The following is a 15699-nucleotide window of genomic DNA, read 5'->3' as shown; positions in this document are numbered from 1 at the left end:
AGACCCTTTTCAGTGTCCGACCCCCGGTCGAAGCGGGGCCGCTTTCCAGTTCCACGCTTTCGCGTTTCCCTTTCCGGCGAGTCCGACTCTATCAGGCCTTTTCCTTTTCCCTGACCGGCCCCCGCAGACATGCGGATGCTGAATCAAGGTGAAGTCCTGGCTTGAGAAGTCGCTGCCGACCCATGGGGCGAACTCGGATCGAATCCGATTCGCGGCGGGCAAGGCAGGGACATGACCCTACAGGTGACGAGGATCCGAGGCAAATCGTTTGCTGTGTTCTTCCGGTGGCGCGAACCGTCAGTACTCGGGCGGAACCGGAACTTCTCATGACTTACGCTGCTGAACAGCACGCCGTCGTCCGCAGGCCCCGACGGCGCCATTCAAGCTCCACCCCTGGGAGGTTCCCCATGACCACTGTGACGTCCCCTCTTGCCGGGCGTGCCATCGGACTCGCCGCAGTGCCCGACCCGGTCTTCTCCGGCGCGATGGTGGGGCCCGGAACCGCCGTCGATCCCGTGCGCGAGCCGTCCGAGGCCGTGGCCCCGGTCGACGGCATCGTCGTCTCCCTCCACCCGCACGCGTTCGTCGTCGTGGACGGGGAAGGACATGGCGTACTCGTTCATCTCGGTATCGACACCGTTCAGCTCAACGGCGAGGGCTTCGAGCTGCTCGTGAACAAGGGCGACACGGTGACGCGCGGACAGGCGATCGTGCGTTGGGACCCGGCGGGCGTCGAGGCGGCGGGCAAGTCCCCCGTATGTCCCGTCGTGGCGTTGGAAGCCACCGCCGAGTCCCTCTTCGAGGTACGCGAGGACGGGGATCTGAAGATCGGCGACACGTTGTTCGGCTGGCACTGACGGGAGCTCGGCACCATGACGGCCGACTGCATATCCAACGCGGAGGCAGGGACCACCGCCCAATCGGAGACGGGTGACATGGAGACAACGCTGCGAGGCGTCGGCGTGAGCCACGGGGTGGCGATCGGCGAAGTACGTCACATGGGTACGGCGGTGCTCGAACCGCCGGCCAAGCGGATTCCGGCCGAGGAGGCGGAGCGCGAACAGGGGCGCGCCCGTCAGGCGGTGGAAGCTGTCGCGGCCGACTTGATCGCACGCGGCAATCTGGCCGGGGGCGAGGCGCAGCACGTGCTCGAAGCCCAGGCCATGATGGCGCAGGACCCCGAGCTGATCGCGGATGTGGAGCGTCGTATCGCTGTCGGGAGCACCGCGGAACGCGGTGTCTACGACGCGTTCGCCGCCTACCGCGCGCTGCTCGCCAACGCCGGTGAGTACCTCGCGGGACGGGTCGCCGATCTCGACGACGTGCGCAATCGGATCGTCGCCCGCCTGCTCGGCGTGCCGATGCCCGGTGTGCCGGACAGCGACGAGCCGTACGTACTGATCGCTCGGGACCTGGCGCCCGCGGACACCGCGCTGCTCGACCCCGCCCTGGTCCTCGGTTTCGTGACCGAGGAGGGCGGGCCGACCAGCCACAGCGCGATTCTGGCCCGGGCGCTCGGTGTACCGGCGGTGGTCGCGCTCCCCGGCGCCGGTGAGCTGGCCGAGGGGACCGTCATCGCGGTGGACGGCAGCACCGGGGAGATCTTCGTCGAGCCCACCGCGGAGAAGCGCGCGGAGATGGAGAGTGCCGCTGCCGCGCGCAGGGCCGCGCTGTCCGCCTCGACCGGTCCCGGCGCGACCTCCGACGGTCACAAGGTCCCGCTGCTCGCCAATGTCGGTGGGCCGGGAGACGTGCCCGCGGCGGTCGAGGCCGGTGCGGAGGGCGTGGGGCTGTTCCGTACCGAGTTCCTGTTCCTGGACGACAGCGAGCGGGCGCCGTCGGAGGAGAAGCAGATCGCGGCCTACCGGGCGGTGCTCGAAGCGTTTCCCGAAGGACGGGTCGTGGTGCGGGTGCTGGACGCCGGCGCCGACAAGCCGCTCGCCTTCCTCACGCCCGCGGACGAGCCGAATCCGGCGCTGGGCGTGCGCGGGCTGCGGAGTCTGCTGGACCACCCCGAGGTGCTGCGCACCCAGCTGACCGCGCTGGCGAAGGCGGCCGACGGCCTGCCCGTCCACCTGGAGGTCATGGCCCCGATGGTGGCCGACCGTACGGACGCCAGGGCGTTCGCCGATGCCTGCCGCGAGGCGGGGCTGGGGGCGAAGTTCGGTGCGATGGTGGAGATTCCGTCCGCCGCACTGCGGGCGCGTTCGATCCTGCAGGAGGTGGAGTTCCTTTCGCTGGGCACCAATGACCTCGCGCAGTACGCCTTCGCCGCCGACCGCCAGGTGGGCGCGGTGTCCCGCCTCCAGGACCCCTGGCAGCCGGCGTTGCTCGATCTGGTGGCGCTCTCGGCGGAGGCGGCCCGGGCCGAGGGCAGGAGCTGCGGTGTGTGCGGTGAGGCCGCCTCCGATCCGTTGCTCGCCTGTGTCCTGACGGGTCTGGGTGTGACGTCGTTGTCGATGGGTGCCGCGTCCATTCCCTACGTTCGCGCCACGCTGGCGAAGCACACCCTCGCGCAGTGCGAGCGCGCCGCCGCCGCCGCGCGTGCTGCCGACTCGGCGGAAGAGGCACGGGCTGCCGCCCAGGCGGTGCTGTCGGGCGAGTAGTCCCGCGGCTTCGCACGGAGGAACAGGGGCTTCCCGCCCGGTGGTGGCGGGGAGCCCCTTCGGTGTCTCAGTGGTGCTCCCTCAGTGGTGGTCCTCCGGTTCGTCCGCGCGCAGATCGAAGCCCGCGCAGTACTCCACCCGTGGCTCCGGGGCGACGGGTTCCCCGGTGTCGGCGTCGGTGCAGTAGGCGCTGAAGACCTCGCCGGCGGTGAGCGGGACCAGGGCCCCGCGGTCCAGCCGCCAGCCGTGGACCCGGTCCGGGACACGGGGGTTGCTCGTTCGGAGTACGACCCCACCGGGCTTTTCGAGGGCGACGCCGACGGCGAGCACCGTGACGAACTCGGCCCCTTCCGTCGATGCGAGCCGGACGGGACCCGTGGTGTCGCGCTCGGTGTGGAGCACGGCGAACAGGTGCTCGTTGTCGGCGGGGGTGGAGCAGACGAGGTGATGTGTGCCCGGACCGGCCGTCTCCAGCAGCCGCAGCAGCAGATGCGAGGCCCGGTCGAAGGCGGCGCGGCCGATGTCCTGGCCGCAGTCCGCGCACGCGCCGAGGCCGGCCAGGGTCATCGTGGCGTACTCCCAGGTGGCGTGGCGGACGGCGCGGTCGACGAGCAGCGGAATCAGGTCGTCGATGGGCTGGCCGGTGTACGCGACGGTGGCACCGGCCGACGCGATCTCGGCGGTGAACCGGCTGCGGCTCGCGGGGTCGTCGGGGGCGATGTCGGATTCGGAGCAGAACTCCACGTACTCCTCGGGGTCGAAGAGCGCGACCCTGGTGTGCATCCCCTGCGCCGCGAGGGACCTGAGGAGGCTCTCGACCTGCCGGAGATAGACGGCGTGGTCGTCGAACGTGAAGCTGCGGTAGTGCCGCATCGCCGCGAAGTCCCGCTCGTCGGCGAGCAGCCCGATCGTGCTGGGGGCTTCGCGGCGCAGCGTGCGTCGCATGGACGTGCCGGTCCGGCCGCGGCTCCGGGGGCCGGCGGGCCGGACGGTCTCGGTGTGTTCGTTGTGTTCGGTGTGCCGGGTCTTCCTGCCGTACGCCATGTGATTCCCCCAGTGCGCTGACGAACATTGCTCACTCAGAGTAATCAGGGGTACTGACAGTGTGGCGCTCAGCGACGTCTGCGGGCGAGGTCCTCGTAGAAGTGGAGGAGTTCGAGGTTGTCGATCGATCCGGGATTGACCGCCTTGGCCAGGGCCGTGCCCTGCAGCAGGCGCTTGACCGGAACCTCTATGCGCTTGCCGGTGAGGGTGTGGGGAATGCCGGGTACCTCGATGACCTCGTCCGGGACGTGGCGCGGGGAGAGGTTCTCGCGGATGGTGCGCTTGATGCTGTCGCGCAGCGTGTCGTCGAGCCGTGCGCCCTCGGCGAGGTGGACGAAGAGGGGCATCCAGTATCCGCCGTCGGGTTCTTCGAGGCCGATCACGAGCGATTCGCGGATCTCGGGGAGCCGTTCGACGGCCTCGTAGATGTCGGCGGAGCCCATCCGTACGCCCTGGCGGTTGAGGGTGGAGTCGGACCGGCCGTGGATGACGACCGAGCCGCGTTCGGTGAGGGTGATCCAGTCCCCGTGGCGCCAGACGCCGGGGTACATGTCGAAGTAGCTGTCGCGGTAGCGGCTGCCGTCCGGGTCGTTCCAGAAGCGGATCGGCATCGAGGGCATGGGTGAGGTGACGACGAGTTCGCCGACCTCGCCGATGAGCGGTTCGCCCGCGGGGTCCCAGGAGTGGAGGTCCGTGCCGAGGCACGGCGCCTGGAGTTCGCCGATGTGCACGGGGAGCGTGGGGACCGCTCCGGCGAAGCAACTGCACACATCGGTCCCCCCGCTGACGGAGGCGATCCACAGGTCGTCGCCGACCTCGTCGTGCAGCCAGCGGAATCCGTCGGGCGGGAGCGGTGAGCCGGTGGTGGCGACGCACTGGACCCGGGAGAGGTCGAGGTCACGACCGGGATGGATGTCGGCCTTGCGGCAGGCCATGACGTAGGCGGCCGAGGTGCCGAACAGGGTCGCCCCGGTCTGTTCGGCGACCCGCCACTGGGCGCTGACGTCCGGGAATCCGGGGCTGCCGTCGTACAGGACCAGCGTGGTCCCGGTGAGCAGGCCGGAGACGAGGAAGTTCCACATCATCCAGCCGGTGGAGGTGTACCAGAAGAACCGGTCCTCGGGACCGAGGTCGCAGTGCAGGCCGATTTGTTTGAAGTGCTCCAGCAGGATGCCGCCCTGGGACTGGACGATCGCCTTCGGCAGTCCGGTGGTGCCGGAGGAGTAGAGGACCCACAGCGGGTGGTCGAAGGGCACCGGCTCGAAGACCGGCTCGGTGTCCGCGGAGGTGAGGGCGGACCAGTCGAGGGCTCCCTCGGGGGCGTCCGTGCCCAGCAGCGGGATGTGGACCACGGCGCGCAGGGTGGGCAGTTCGCGGCGCAGTTCGGCGACGGTGTCGGCGCGGTGGTGTTCCTTGCCGCCGTAGCGGTAGCCGTCGACGGTGAACAGCACGACGGGTTCGACCTGCTGGAAGCGGTCGAGGACGCTGCGGGCTCCGAAGTCGGGGGCGCAGGAGGTCCAGACGGCGCCGACGGCGGCGCTCGCGAGGAAGGCGATGACGGCCTGGGGGATGTTGGGGAGGTAGGCGCTGACCCGGTCGCCGGGCCGGACACCGAGCGCGCGGAGTTCGGCGGCGAGCGATCCGACGCGGCGGCGGAGTTCGGACCAGGAGATGGCGGCCTGGGTGTGGGTCTCGTCGACGTGGAGCAGTGCGGGGGTGTCCGCGCGCAGCGGGTCCTCGGCGGTGCGCAGGGCGTGTTCGGCGTAGTTGAGGGTGGCACCGGGGAACCACCGGGCGCCGGGCATGGCGCGGTCGCCGATGACGGATGCGTACGGGGTGGAGAACCGTACGTCGAACCAGTCGGCGACGGCCTTCCAGAAGGTGTCGAGTTCCTCGACGGACCAGCGGTGCAGCGCCTCGTAGCCGCCTTCGGCCGGTGCTCCGTACTGCCCGGCCGCCCAGTTCTGGAAGCGGGTGACGGCGGCGGCCGCGATGCGCTCGGGGCCGGGCTGCCAGAGGGGGGCTTCGTGGGCTGCTGCGGTCATGGGGCGGCTCCCTGGCTCTGCGTACGCGGGGTGGGCGTGGGGCGCGCGCGCCGGAGTGTGCGCGTGCGGCGGCTCTCACGGACGATGCCACGTGATCGTCTTTCGCACCAGGGTCGGCCGCCCATGGCCGCGTGTCCGGATATGTGGTCCGGCCACGGGTGAACGGAAGTTGAACGGAGCCCGCACCCGCCCCGTCGGATGGCAGGGTGAGCCGCATGGAAGCTCGTGACCTGGTGCGCTCGGTGAGAATGTTCGGTTCGGTACGGGGGCTGCGCATGGTGCGGTCGGCCTTGCGCCGTCGGGGCGCGGACGCGCGGGCGCTGCCGCGTCGTGGCGCGGAGCGGGCGCGGGTGCCGGGTCCCGTGGTGAGGGCGGAGCCGGGGCCGGGCGGGGGTGTGGTGCGGTTCGCGCGGTCGGAGCTGCGGGTGCGGGTCGCGGTGGGGGGCGCGGTGTTCTGGAGCTGGGACGGGGCCGGGCCGCTGCCGTCGTACGCGGTGGCCGGTGCGGTGCCCGAGGCGGATCCGCGGGCCGTGCTGGAGCCGGACAAGGAGGGCGGCTGGCAGGTGGTCTCGGAGCGGCTGACGTTCGCGGTGTCGCGGCACGGGGCCGTTGAGCTGCGTACTCCGGGTGGGGTGGTGCTCCGGCGGGAACTGCCGCCGCGCTGGTGGGAACCGGTCGCGGGTGGGGACGCCCGGTGGGTGCAGCGTTCCGAGGTGCCCGCGGACGCCCGGTTCTTCGGACTCGGCGGGCGGGCGTCCGGGCCGCGGCTGCGGGACGGTGTGTACCGGCTGTGGAACACCGATCCCGGTGGGCGTTTCGGGCCGGGGGACGATCCGCTGTACCTGACGATGCCGGTGCAGCTGGTGGTCGCCGACGGGGGCACGCATCTGGTGTTCCACGACAACAGCTGGTCGGGGCGGGTGGCGCTGCGCGAGGGGCAGGAGGGTGCGGGGTCCGGCCACGACCGGCCGGGGACGTGCGAGGTGCGGATGGAGGGCGGGCCGCTGCGGTGCTGGGCGATGGCGGGCACGCCGGCCAGGGTGTTGCAGGGGTGGACGGCGCTCACCGGCGCGCCGGTGCCGCCGCCGTCGTGGGCGCTGGGTGCGCAGCATGCCCGTTGGGGTTTCGGCAGCGAGCGGGAGGTGCGCCGGATCGTGGCCGGGTACCGGGAGCGGGGGTTGCCGCTGTCCGCGCTGCATCTGGACATCGACCACTTCGACGGGCACCGCGTGTTCACCGTCGACCGCGAGCGCTTCCCGGACCTGCCGGGTCTGGCGAAGGAGCTGCGGGAGGAGGGGGTGCGGCTGGTGTCGATCGTCGATCCCGCGGTGAAGGCCGAGCCCGGGTACGCGGTGTTCGACACGGGTGCGGCGGTCGGGGATCGCGGGGCGTTCGTCCGGGACGCGCGGGGGCGGGTGGTGCGCGGGGAGGTGTGGCCGGGCGAGTGCGTCTATCCGGATTTCACCGATCCGCAGGTGCGGGAGTGGTGGGGCGGGCTGTACGCGGAACGGCTGGAGCAGGGCTTCTCCGGGGTGTGGCACGACATGAACGAGCCGGTGTCGTTCGCCGCGTTCGGGGATCCGACGCTTCCGCGCTCGGCCCGGCACTGTCTGGAGGGGCGCGGGGGCGATCACCGCGAGGCCCACAACGTGTACGGGCTCGCCATGGCACGTGCCGGGTACGAGGGGCTGCGGCGGCTTCGGCCCCGGGAGCACCCCTTCCTGTTCTCGCGTTCGGGCTGGGCGGGGATGCAGCGGTACGGGGGGACCTGGTCGGGTGACGTGGGGACGGGCTGGCCGGGGTTGCGGGCCTCGTTGGCGCTGGTTCTGGGGCTCGGGCTGTGCGGGGTGCCGTACTCGGGGCCGGACGTGGGCGGTTTCGACGGGGCGCCCTCGCCCGAGCTGTATGTGCGGTGGTTCCAGCTCGGCGCGTATCTGCCGCTGTTCCGGACCCATGCGGCGATGGACGCGGGCCGGCGGGAGCCGTGGGAGTTCGGGGCCCGGGCGCTGGATTGCGCGAGGGCGGCGATGACTGAGCGGGAGCGGCTGCGCCCGTACTTCGAGACGCTGGCGCAGTCGGCGGCGCTGACCGGGGCGCCGTACATGCGGCCGTTGTGGTGGGGGGCTCCCGGGGACCGGGCGTTGCGCGAGTGCGAGGACGCGTTTCTGCTGGGGGACGCGCTGCTGGTGGCGCCGGTGCTGGAGCCCGGTGCGGATCGCCGGGCGGTGCGGTTGCCCCGGGGCCGGTGGTACGACACGGCGACGGGCGAGGCGTACGAGGGGCCGGGGCAGGTGCTGCTGGACGCTCCGTTGTCGCGGGTGCCGGTGCTGGCGCGAGCGGGGTCGGTGCTGCCGGTGCGGGACGTGGACGGGGGTGTGGAGCTGGAGGTCTGGGCTCCGGGCGCGGGGCGGGGCGGAGGGGGGCTGGTGGTCCTGGACACGGGTGACGACCGGGGCCGCGCGGAGGTGGAGCGGTACACGACGCGGCTGGTGGACGGGCGGGTCGTGGTGGAGCGCGAGGGCGTGGAGGGGCCGGTGGGCCGGCCGGTGCGCGTGCGTGGGTTGTGACGGCTGTCCCGGCCCCGGCACGTCGTGGGTGCGTCCTGTGCTCGGGGCCCGGGCCGGGGGGCGCGGGACGGTCCGGCGGGGTCAGCGGTAGCGGCCCTCGAACCAGGAGCGGGCGGCGAGGGTGTGCAGCGGGAAGGCGAGTTCGGCGGGTGCCCGGAGGACGTGGAAGCCTGCGGTCTCGTCGGTCGGCAGGGAGGGCGGGAGGGAGGACGCCGGGCGTTCGGGGAGGAGCCCGAAGAGGAGCAGGTGTCCCTCCGGGTCGCTGAGGGCGTCGGCCAGGCGGACGTCGCGCTGTTCCGCCTCGATGCCGGTCTCCTCGCGGAGTTCACGTACCACGGCGTGTTTCCAGTCCTCGTCGTGGTCGATGAAGCCACCGGGGAGCGCGATCCCGCCGAGCCGGGGCCGGATGGTGCGGGTGATGACGACGAGGCCGGTGCCGTCCCGGTCGGTGACCGGAAGCAGGGCCACGGCGACGGGCAGGGGGTTGCGGTAGGCCCGGTCGCCGCAGACGGCGCAGACCCGGGGCCAGGTGCCGCGGTCCGCGTACGGCGCCCCGCAGCTGCCGCAGTGGGAGTCCTTGACCGGCTTCTCGGGGCTGTGTGTGAACGCGGACACCCGCGGACTGTATCCGATCGCCCGCCGTCCGCTCCCCCGCTCCTGGATTATGTGGCCATGACAGGAATGGCTTCCGCTCTCCGCGTCCTGGTGGCCGCTGCCGCCTCCGTCCTCCTCCTCATGACCGTCACCGCACCCGAGGCAGGGGCGGCGCACGGGCCGAAGGCCCCCGACGCGTTCGTCGCACTGCGCTCGGTGGATCCGACGATCATCCAGGAAATGCGCTATCCCACCGCGCACAACTTCATGGGCGTTCCGGTGGACGGCTACCGGCAACCGCTCTGCGTCCTCACCCGGCCGGCGGCCCGGGCCCTGCACCGTGCGCAGAGCCGGCTGCTGCGCCGGGGCTATTCCCTGAAGGTGTACGACTGCTACCGGCCGCAACGGGCGGTCGACCAGTTCGTGCGCTGGGCGGAGGACCTCGACGACCAGGCCATGAAGGGGGAGTTCTATCCACGGGTCGACAAGACCCGGCTGTTCGCGGACGGCTACATCGCGGAGAAGTCCGGACACAGCCGCGGCAGCACGGTGGATCTGACGGTGGTCCGGCTGCCCGCGGCGCCGCCCGGTCCCTACGAACCGGGCAAGGAGCTCGCACCCTGCTACGCGCCGCGGGGCCACCGCTTCCCGGACGACTCCCTGGACATGGGCACGGGATTCGACTGCTTCGACACGCTCGCCCACACCGACGACCCGCGCGTCCGGGGAAAGCAGCGGGCGAACCGGCAGTTCCTCAGGAGCACGCTCGCCGAGGCGGGCTTCGTGAATCTGGCCGAGGAGTGGTGGCACTACACCTTCCGCCCGGAGCCGTTCCCGGACACGTACTTCGACTTTCCGGTGACGCCGAGCGCGTTGGCAGGGCACGGACGTGCGTAGAGGAGGGCGGCCGGGACCTCCCCCGTGGGCCCCGGCCGCCGCGGACGTGCGTCTTCCGACGCGGCTCGGCCGTTTCCGGTCGCCGTCCGAAGCATTACGGTGCCCCTATGCCACAACAGACGTTCGATTCGTACGAGGAATTCTGGCCCTACTACGTGGCCATGCATTCCAGGGCCGCGACGCGCTGGGTCCATCTGACGGGCACCCTCACCGGTCTCGCGGTCACCGCCTACGGCCTGGCTCGCGGACGCAAGCGGTACGCGGCGGCCCTGCCGCTGATCGGCTACGGGACCGCGTGGCCCGCTCACTTCCTGATCGAGAAGAACAACCCGGCCACGTTCGGCCATCCCGCCTGGTCGTTGCGGGGCGACGTGCAGATGATCCGGATGATGCTGGCGGGGCGCGACCGGGAGCTGGCGGCGATCGCTGCCACGTGGCTCGCCGACAACCCCCGTCCGTGACGGGCCGACGGGCCTCGCCTCCCGGAGCACGGGACGCCGCCCGTCACCGCCTCCGCCTGACGCCTCCGTGCGGGGCGTGAGCGGCGTCCGCCGTCACCGGTCTTGACGGCGCGTCGCACCGGGAGAAAAATCCGTGCTCCGCCAGGCGGCAGTGCGCGGCCCGTACCCCGGTCGGCGGGGGTACGGGCCGCCCTGCGGGCACCGCGTCCGGGCGCGGCGGGGTCCGCTACGTCGTCGCGGGCTGGCGGGGATGCTCGGCCCGGTCCGCCGCGTGCTCGACGACCTTCACCAGCACGTCGCGCGCGGAGGAACGATCGCGCGCGTCGCACATGAGCACCGGTACCTCGGGATCGAGGTCCAGTGCCGCCTGCACCGTCTCGGTGGCGAAGAGCTCGGCGCCCTCGAAGCAGTTGACGGCCACGACGAACGGAATCCTTCGCCGCTCGAAGTAGTCGACCGCCGCGAAACAGTCCTCAAGCCGTCTGGTGTCCGCGAGCACGACGGCACCCAGCGCGCCCTGGGCCAGTTCGTCCCAGAGGAACCAGAAACGATCCTGTCCGGGGGTGCCGAAGAGGTACAGCACCAGGTCCTCGCGGAGCGTGATCCGCCCGAAGTCCATGGCCACGGTGGTGGTCGTCTTGGCCTCCACGCCCGCCACGTCGTCCACCGGACGGCCCGCCTCGCTGAGCCTCTCCTCCGTACGCAGCGGCCGGATCTCGCTGACCGCGCCGACCAGGGTCGTCTTGCCCACACCGAAGCCGCCCGCCACCAGTATTTTCAGGGTGACGGGATCAACGGGCCGCCTGCTGCGGCTAGAGCGCCCGAAGGCCATTGATCACCTCGCGAAGAATGCTCACGTCCGGCAGCTCGGCCGGCGGAACGGGACGGGTCACGTGCACGAGCTCGTCCTCGACGAGGTCGCCGACCAGGACTCGGACCACTCCGACGGGAAGGTCCAGGCCGGCCGAGAGCTCGGCGATCGACTGGGGCATGGCACTGCAGAGTTCGACGATCTCCACATGTTCCGGCGAGAGCGTCTGGTCCCGGCCGGGGTCGTCGGCCGCGGGTTCGGGGACGACGACCGCGATCAGGTCGAGGCGATGGCGCGAGGCGCTGCTGGTGCGGCCCCGGGTCATCGCGTACGGACGGACCACGGGCCCCGCGTCCGCGTCGTACCAGCGCGACGCCTGCGGGTCCGTGTGCGGTGCCGGCGGTGTGGAGGAGTCAGCGCTCATGCCGTTCGCTCACCCCCCGGCGGTCTGACCGGTCGTCCGGGGCGTGTTGGCCAGGTGTGCTCCGACGCGCTTGACCATCAGCGTCATCTCGTAGGCCACCAGACCGACATCGGAGTCGGCGTCCGCCAGCACGGCGAGACAACTGCCGTCGCCCGCCGCGGTGACGAAGAGGAACGCCTCGTCGAGCTCGACGACGGTCTGACGGACCCTGCCCGCGTCGAAGTGGTGTCCGACGCCCTTGGCGAGACTGTGGAATCCGGAGGCCACGGCCGCCAGGTGTTCGCTGTCCTCGCGGGTCAGTTCCGCCGATGTGCCGGTGGCGAGGCCGTCGCTGGAGAGCACCAGCGCCTTGCGGATGGTGGCGACGCGTTCGACGAGTTCGTCGAGGAGCCAGTTGAGCTGGCCGGAGCCCCGGCGTTCGGCGTGGGCTGCTGCGGCGTTCGGTGCGGTCATCGACCGTCCCCTCCGGGAGTGGTTCCTTGTGCTGTGTCACCGGGGCCGGCCACGTCCTCGGCGTTCTGCCGACGACCGCGCTGCCAGCCGCGTTGGAGCGAAGCCATGCGGCTGCGCACCTCCTCCGCGTCGCGTTCGAAGTCCGGATCCGGTCCCCTGCGGGCCGGCTCGGCATCGCGGTCGCCGTCGACCTCGCGGAGTTGCGGGGCGAGGCTTGCCTGCCGGACGCGCCGGGGCAGACCGCCCACCGTCTCGCGGGACGGACTCGGTGCCGTCGGCGGCGCGGGCTCGGTGGGTTCCCGGAAGCCGGTGGGCTGCCGGGGTTCAGTGGGGTGCCGCGGCGCGGAAGGCCGCGGTCCGGAGGCCGGCGGCGGGCTCGCGACGTCGGCGGCCGGGCCGTCGGCGGGGCGGCGCGCGGAGCCGCGTTCGGCGGAGGCGAGGTGGGCACGGCCCGCCGCGTCGACCCGGCGGCCGTTCTCGGCGACCAGGGTCGGCGGCTTGCGACGGGGCAGCGGCACGGGCCCGGCGGGGCGCGTCGCCCTCACACCGCCCGGGGTGCCTCCCGACGGGCCGGACGCCTGCTGATGCTGTTCGCGCTCGTCGTCGCGCCGCAGGTCGCGGGCGCGGAAGATGCCACCGCGTGCGCTCTCGGCCTCGTCGAGATCGGCGGCACCGCCCAGCAACGGATCGAGCAGCGGATCGTTCCCGAAGTCCATCGTCTCCACCGGGCCTTCGAGCTCGACAGGTCCGTCGAGGAGGGCCGGGTCCACGATGCCGGTGGGAACGGGGGCGAGGCCCGGGGGTTTGCCCGCGGCCCGGCGGTCCGGCACGGACTCCGCGGAGCCCTTGCCGTCGCCCGGTGCCCGGCCGGCTGCGCCGATCGCCTTCTGGGAGCGTCGGTCGAGGCGGAAGCCGGTGCCGTGTGTCTCCGGGGCGTCGGTGAGCAGTGTGGCGGGGATGAAGACGACCGCGGTCGTGCCTCCGTACGGCGAGGTCTGCAGCGATACCCGGACGTTCTGCCGCTGGGCGAGACGGCTGACGACGAAGAGGCCGAGCCGGTCGGTGTCGGAGAGTTCGAACTCGGGGGTCTCGGCGAGCCGCAGGTTGGCGTCGAGCAGGGCGTCGGGGGCCATGCCGAGACCGCGGTCGTGGATTTCGAGCGTGAACCCGTTGGAGACGCGTTCGCCCAGCACCTGGACCGCGGTGTGCGGGGGCGAGAAGACCGTGGCGTTCTCCAGGAGTTCGGCGATCAGATGGGTGAGGTCGGCGACGGCGGGACCGCCCACGCCGATGCGGGGCAGCCGGCGGACCTCGATCCGCTCGTAGTCCTCGACCTCGGCGACTGCCGCCCGCACCACGTCCATCAGCTGGATCGGCTTGCGCCACTGGCGGGACGGGGCGGCGCCGGAGAGGATCACCAGCCCCTCCGCGTGGCGTCGCATGCGCGTGGTCAGGTGGTCGAGGCGGAAGAGGTCCGCGAGTTCGTCGGTGTTCTCGGTGCGGCGCTCCATGGCGTCCAGGAGCGTCAGCTGCCGGTGCAGGAGCACCTGGTTGCGACGGGCGAGGTTCACGAAGACCTCGGACACGCCGCGCCGCATGTCCGCCTGCTTGACGGCGGCCTCGACGGCGGCGCGTTGCAGGGTGTTGAGCGCCTGGCCGACCTGGCCGATCTCGTCCCGTTCGTACTGGAGGTGCGGTGCCTCGGTCTCGACGTCGATCTGCTCGCCGGCGGCGAGTCTGCGCATCACGCTCGGCAGGCGGATGCCCGAGACCTCGTGGGCGTCCTTGCGGAGTCTGGAGAGGTCACGGATGAGTTCACGACCGATGCGCACGGAGACGAACACCGAGCCGAGCAGGGCCAGGAAACCGAGCACGCCCGCCACCCCGGCCTTGACCAGGACGCTGTAACCGGCCGGCTTGCCCCGGTCCTGGAAACGGTCGCTCATCTCGGTGGAGTCGTCGGCAAGCCGGTTCAGCACCGGTTGGGCCACCTGCTGCCAGCGCTCGGCGTCGACCACGCGCGGGTCCTCGGTGGGACCGGCGTCGACGAGGGTGCGCTCCGCGGTCCTCAGCGCTTCGCTGTCCGGGCTCGACCAGTACCGCTCCACACGTTGGCGTTCCGCCGCCGGAAGCATCTCGCCATTGATCTCGTAGAGCAGTTTGCGCTGGGCGACGAGATCGGAGACCTGACGCAGTTCGCCGCCGGTGAGCCGTCCGGCGATGAGCGACGAGGCGATCAGGGCGTCCTCGCGGGCGAGCATTTCGCGGGCGCGCGAGATACCGGCGAGTGCGCGGACCTGCTTGTCCATCGACACGTTCTCCATCGTGCGGAGACCGGTCAGAAAGCGATAGCAGGGGTCAATGAGGCGGTTGTAGAACTCCATCGCCTTCGAGCGGTCGATGGTGCGCTTGTCGACCGAATCACGCAGTGCTTCGAGGCCCTCGACGGTGCCGAGCAGGGAGTTCAGCCGGGATGCGTCCTCGGACCGCAGGGCGTCACGGATGTCCTTGTGCTGCACGCCTGCCCTGACGTCCGACACGGCGCGGTCGGTGGCCAGACGTTGGCGCCGCAGCAGCGGCGCGGCGTTGGAGGCTCTCGGATCGGCGAGCAGGGCCAGGGTCTGACGGCGCTCGTCCTGAAGGGCACGGACGGTGCCCTCCAGGGGATGACCGATCTTCTCGACGACGGCGCTGGCCCGCATCAGATGGCGGGCCTCGCGCCCGGTCAGATACGTCGCGAATCCCCAGAGTCCGGTGAGGGAGACGAGCGGCACCAGCAGTAGCGCCACGATCTTCCTGCGGATGGACTTCCCGCGAAAGCGCACGGCCTCCCCCAGCCCGACCCCACGGGGCGAGGGGTCGCGTTACGTCAACAAACGGCGAGAGCCTACTACTGGCGGACAGACAACTCGAAGAGATGTATGGGATGTTTTTCGGCCGGACTCCCCGGCTATGATCACGAGTTGTCCCGGTATTCCGGGCAATGAATTTCGCGAAAACGGCAGAAGAGACCCGTCAGCACATCACACTGTTCGGTAGGGCAGTTGGCTGGAATTCTTCGCTTGACGCGCGGTCGGGGGAATCTTCTCAGCCGTTCACTCGTCTCTCTGTACGGGGCAGGGGAAGCACGGGAGCGCGGGAGAGCACGGGAGCAAGGGGAGCACTCGGGGCAGGACGGTCCGATCCGCCCGCGTAGCGACGGCACATGCCGGGCAGCAACCCTGAAGTCGGACAGTGGTGGGGAGTTGAGAGTCCTTGGATACGCAAGAACGCCGGGGCCGGCTGCCGTCGGCGCGGGCCGCGACGGCGGCGCCGTCGGCCGCCCGCGGGACGCGGGTCCCACGTCGTCAGCTGTGGGTGGAGGAGCCCGCCACCCGCTGGCGGATGCCTGACCCGGTCCGTACGGCCGCGGTGCGCGCCGTGCTCATCATGTCGCTGACGATCATCCAGGCGGTGGTGGCCTTCCTGTGCACCCTCGCGGATTCCTGGCTGGCCTTCCCCATGGTGCTGAGCAGTGTGGGCAGCACCGTGGTCGCCACCTGGTCGGTGCTCGACGTCTGGATCACCCGGCAGGTCTGGAACCAGCGCCACGGTGTGGTGTCCTCGCCGAGCAGCTCCGCACGACGGCTGCGCCGCGAGCGGCGCAGGGCGCGACGGGCCGCGCGGGCCGCGCGGCGCGTCGATGCCCGAATACGTCGGCGCCGAGCGGGCGACAGCCGCGACAGCCTCTCGCGGGCCTGAGCACCGCCGGGACCGTCCCACGCCGGTACGAAACCGGTCTCCGGCCCCACCCGCCG

13 protein-coding genes are annotated in these 15699 nt (G+C 71.6%); 6 read left to right on the top strand and 7 right to left on the bottom strand.

The window, feature by feature from the left end:
* The first annotated feature begins 407 nt into the window (after positions 1–407).
* On the top strand, positions 408–857 hold the full coding sequence (locus tag ACF1CT_RS10690; RefSeq protein WP_391783428.1) for a PTS glucose transporter subunit IIA: 450 nt from the start codon (positions 408–410) through the stop codon (positions 855–857).
* Between the two features lie 78 nt (positions 858–935).
* Entirely contained in the window at positions 936–2606 is a 1671-nt protein-coding gene (ptsP, locus tag ACF1CT_RS10685; protein WP_391783445.1) for a phosphoenolpyruvate--protein phosphotransferase, read from the top strand.
* Positions 2607–2687: 81 nt separating this feature from the next.
* Here ptsP and ACF1CT_RS10680 read toward each other — a convergent pair whose 3' ends face one another.
* The gene (locus tag ACF1CT_RS10680) at positions 2688–3650 is read right to left on the bottom strand and encodes a hypothetical protein (RefSeq protein ID WP_391783427.1); all 963 of its coding nucleotides are present in this window, start codon (positions 3648–3650) and stop codon (positions 2688–2690) included.
* Positions 3651–3718: 68 nt separating this feature from the next.
* Positions 3719–5695 (bottom strand): acetoacetate--CoA ligase, encoded by a 1977-nt coding sequence (locus ACF1CT_RS10675; RefSeq protein WP_391783426.1) that lies wholly within the window; start codon positions 5693–5695, stop codon positions 3719–3721.
* Between the two features lie 215 nt (positions 5696–5910).
* On the opposite strand from ACF1CT_RS10675, the gene ACF1CT_RS10670 reads away from it, so the two are divergent.
* Positions 5911–8262 carry a glycoside hydrolase family 31 protein gene (locus tag ACF1CT_RS10670; RefSeq protein WP_391783425.1) on the top strand — a complete coding sequence of 784 codons (2352 nt, stop codon included), beginning with the start codon at positions 5911–5913 and terminating at the stop codon, positions 8260–8262.
* An 81-nt stretch (positions 8263–8343) separates the two neighbouring features.
* Here the strand turns inward: ACF1CT_RS10670 and ACF1CT_RS10665 are convergent, their stop codons facing one another.
* A complete protein-coding gene (locus tag ACF1CT_RS10665) occupies positions 8344–8877 on the bottom strand; it encodes an NUDIX domain-containing protein (RefSeq protein ID WP_391783424.1) in 534 nt (177 codons plus the stop codon).
* Between the two features lie 57 nt (positions 8878–8934).
* On the opposite strand from ACF1CT_RS10665, the gene ACF1CT_RS10660 reads away from it, so the two are divergent.
* Positions 8935–9753 (top strand): M15 family metallopeptidase, encoded by an 819-nt coding sequence (locus tag ACF1CT_RS10660; RefSeq protein WP_391783423.1) that lies wholly within the window; start codon positions 8935–8937, stop codon positions 9751–9753.
* Between the two features lie 107 nt (positions 9754–9860).
* Positions 9861–10214 carry an Mpo1-like protein gene (locus tag ACF1CT_RS10655; RefSeq protein ID WP_391783422.1) on the top strand — a complete coding sequence of 118 codons (354 nt, stop codon included), beginning with the start codon at positions 9861–9863 and terminating at the stop codon, positions 10212–10214.
* Between the two features lie 226 nt (positions 10215–10440).
* Here the strand turns inward: ACF1CT_RS10655 and ACF1CT_RS10650 are convergent, their stop codons facing one another.
* Genes ACF1CT_RS10650 through ACF1CT_RS10635 form a run of 4 tightly spaced genes read right to left on the bottom strand, consistent with a single transcriptional unit; the run spans position 10441 to position 14727 of the window.
* Positions 10441–11046, bottom strand: a complete 606-nt coding sequence (locus tag ACF1CT_RS10650; RefSeq protein ID WP_391783421.1) for an ATP/GTP-binding protein — start codon at positions 11044–11046, stop codon at positions 10441–10443.
* On the bottom strand, positions 11027–11449 hold the full coding sequence (locus tag ACF1CT_RS10645; protein WP_391783420.1) for a DUF742 domain-containing protein: 423 nt from the start codon (positions 11447–11449) through the stop codon (positions 11027–11029). Before ACF1CT_RS10645 ends, ACF1CT_RS10650 begins: the two co-directional genes overlap by 20 nt.
* Positions 11450–11458: 9 nt before the next feature.
* The gene (locus ACF1CT_RS10640; RefSeq protein ID WP_391783419.1) at positions 11459–11902 is read right to left on the bottom strand and encodes a roadblock/LC7 domain-containing protein; all 444 of its coding nucleotides are present in this window, start codon (positions 11900–11902) and stop codon (positions 11459–11461) included.
* On the bottom strand, positions 11899–14727 hold the full coding sequence (locus tag ACF1CT_RS10635; RefSeq protein ID WP_391783418.1) for a nitrate- and nitrite sensing domain-containing protein: 2829 nt from the start codon (positions 14725–14727) through the stop codon (positions 11899–11901). Before ACF1CT_RS10635 ends, ACF1CT_RS10640 begins: the two co-directional genes overlap by 4 nt.
* Positions 14728–15157: 430 nt before the next feature.
* Here ACF1CT_RS10635 and ACF1CT_RS10630 point away from each other — a divergent pair, with 430 nt between their 5' ends.
* Positions 15158–15643 carry a hypothetical protein gene (locus ACF1CT_RS10630; RefSeq protein WP_391783417.1) on the top strand — a complete coding sequence of 162 codons (486 nt, stop codon included), beginning with the start codon at positions 15158–15160 and terminating at the stop codon, positions 15641–15643.
* The last annotated feature ends 56 nt before the right edge of the window (positions 15644–15699 follow it).

Origin of the sequence: Streptomyces sp. NPDC014734 (assembly GCF_043083325.1) — a bacterium.
Taxonomy (GTDB): domain Bacteria; phylum Actinomycetota; class Actinomycetes; order Streptomycetales; family Streptomycetaceae; genus Streptomyces.
Note: the sequence above shows the minus strand (reverse complement) of the source record. Positions and strands in the feature narration are given on the sequence as shown.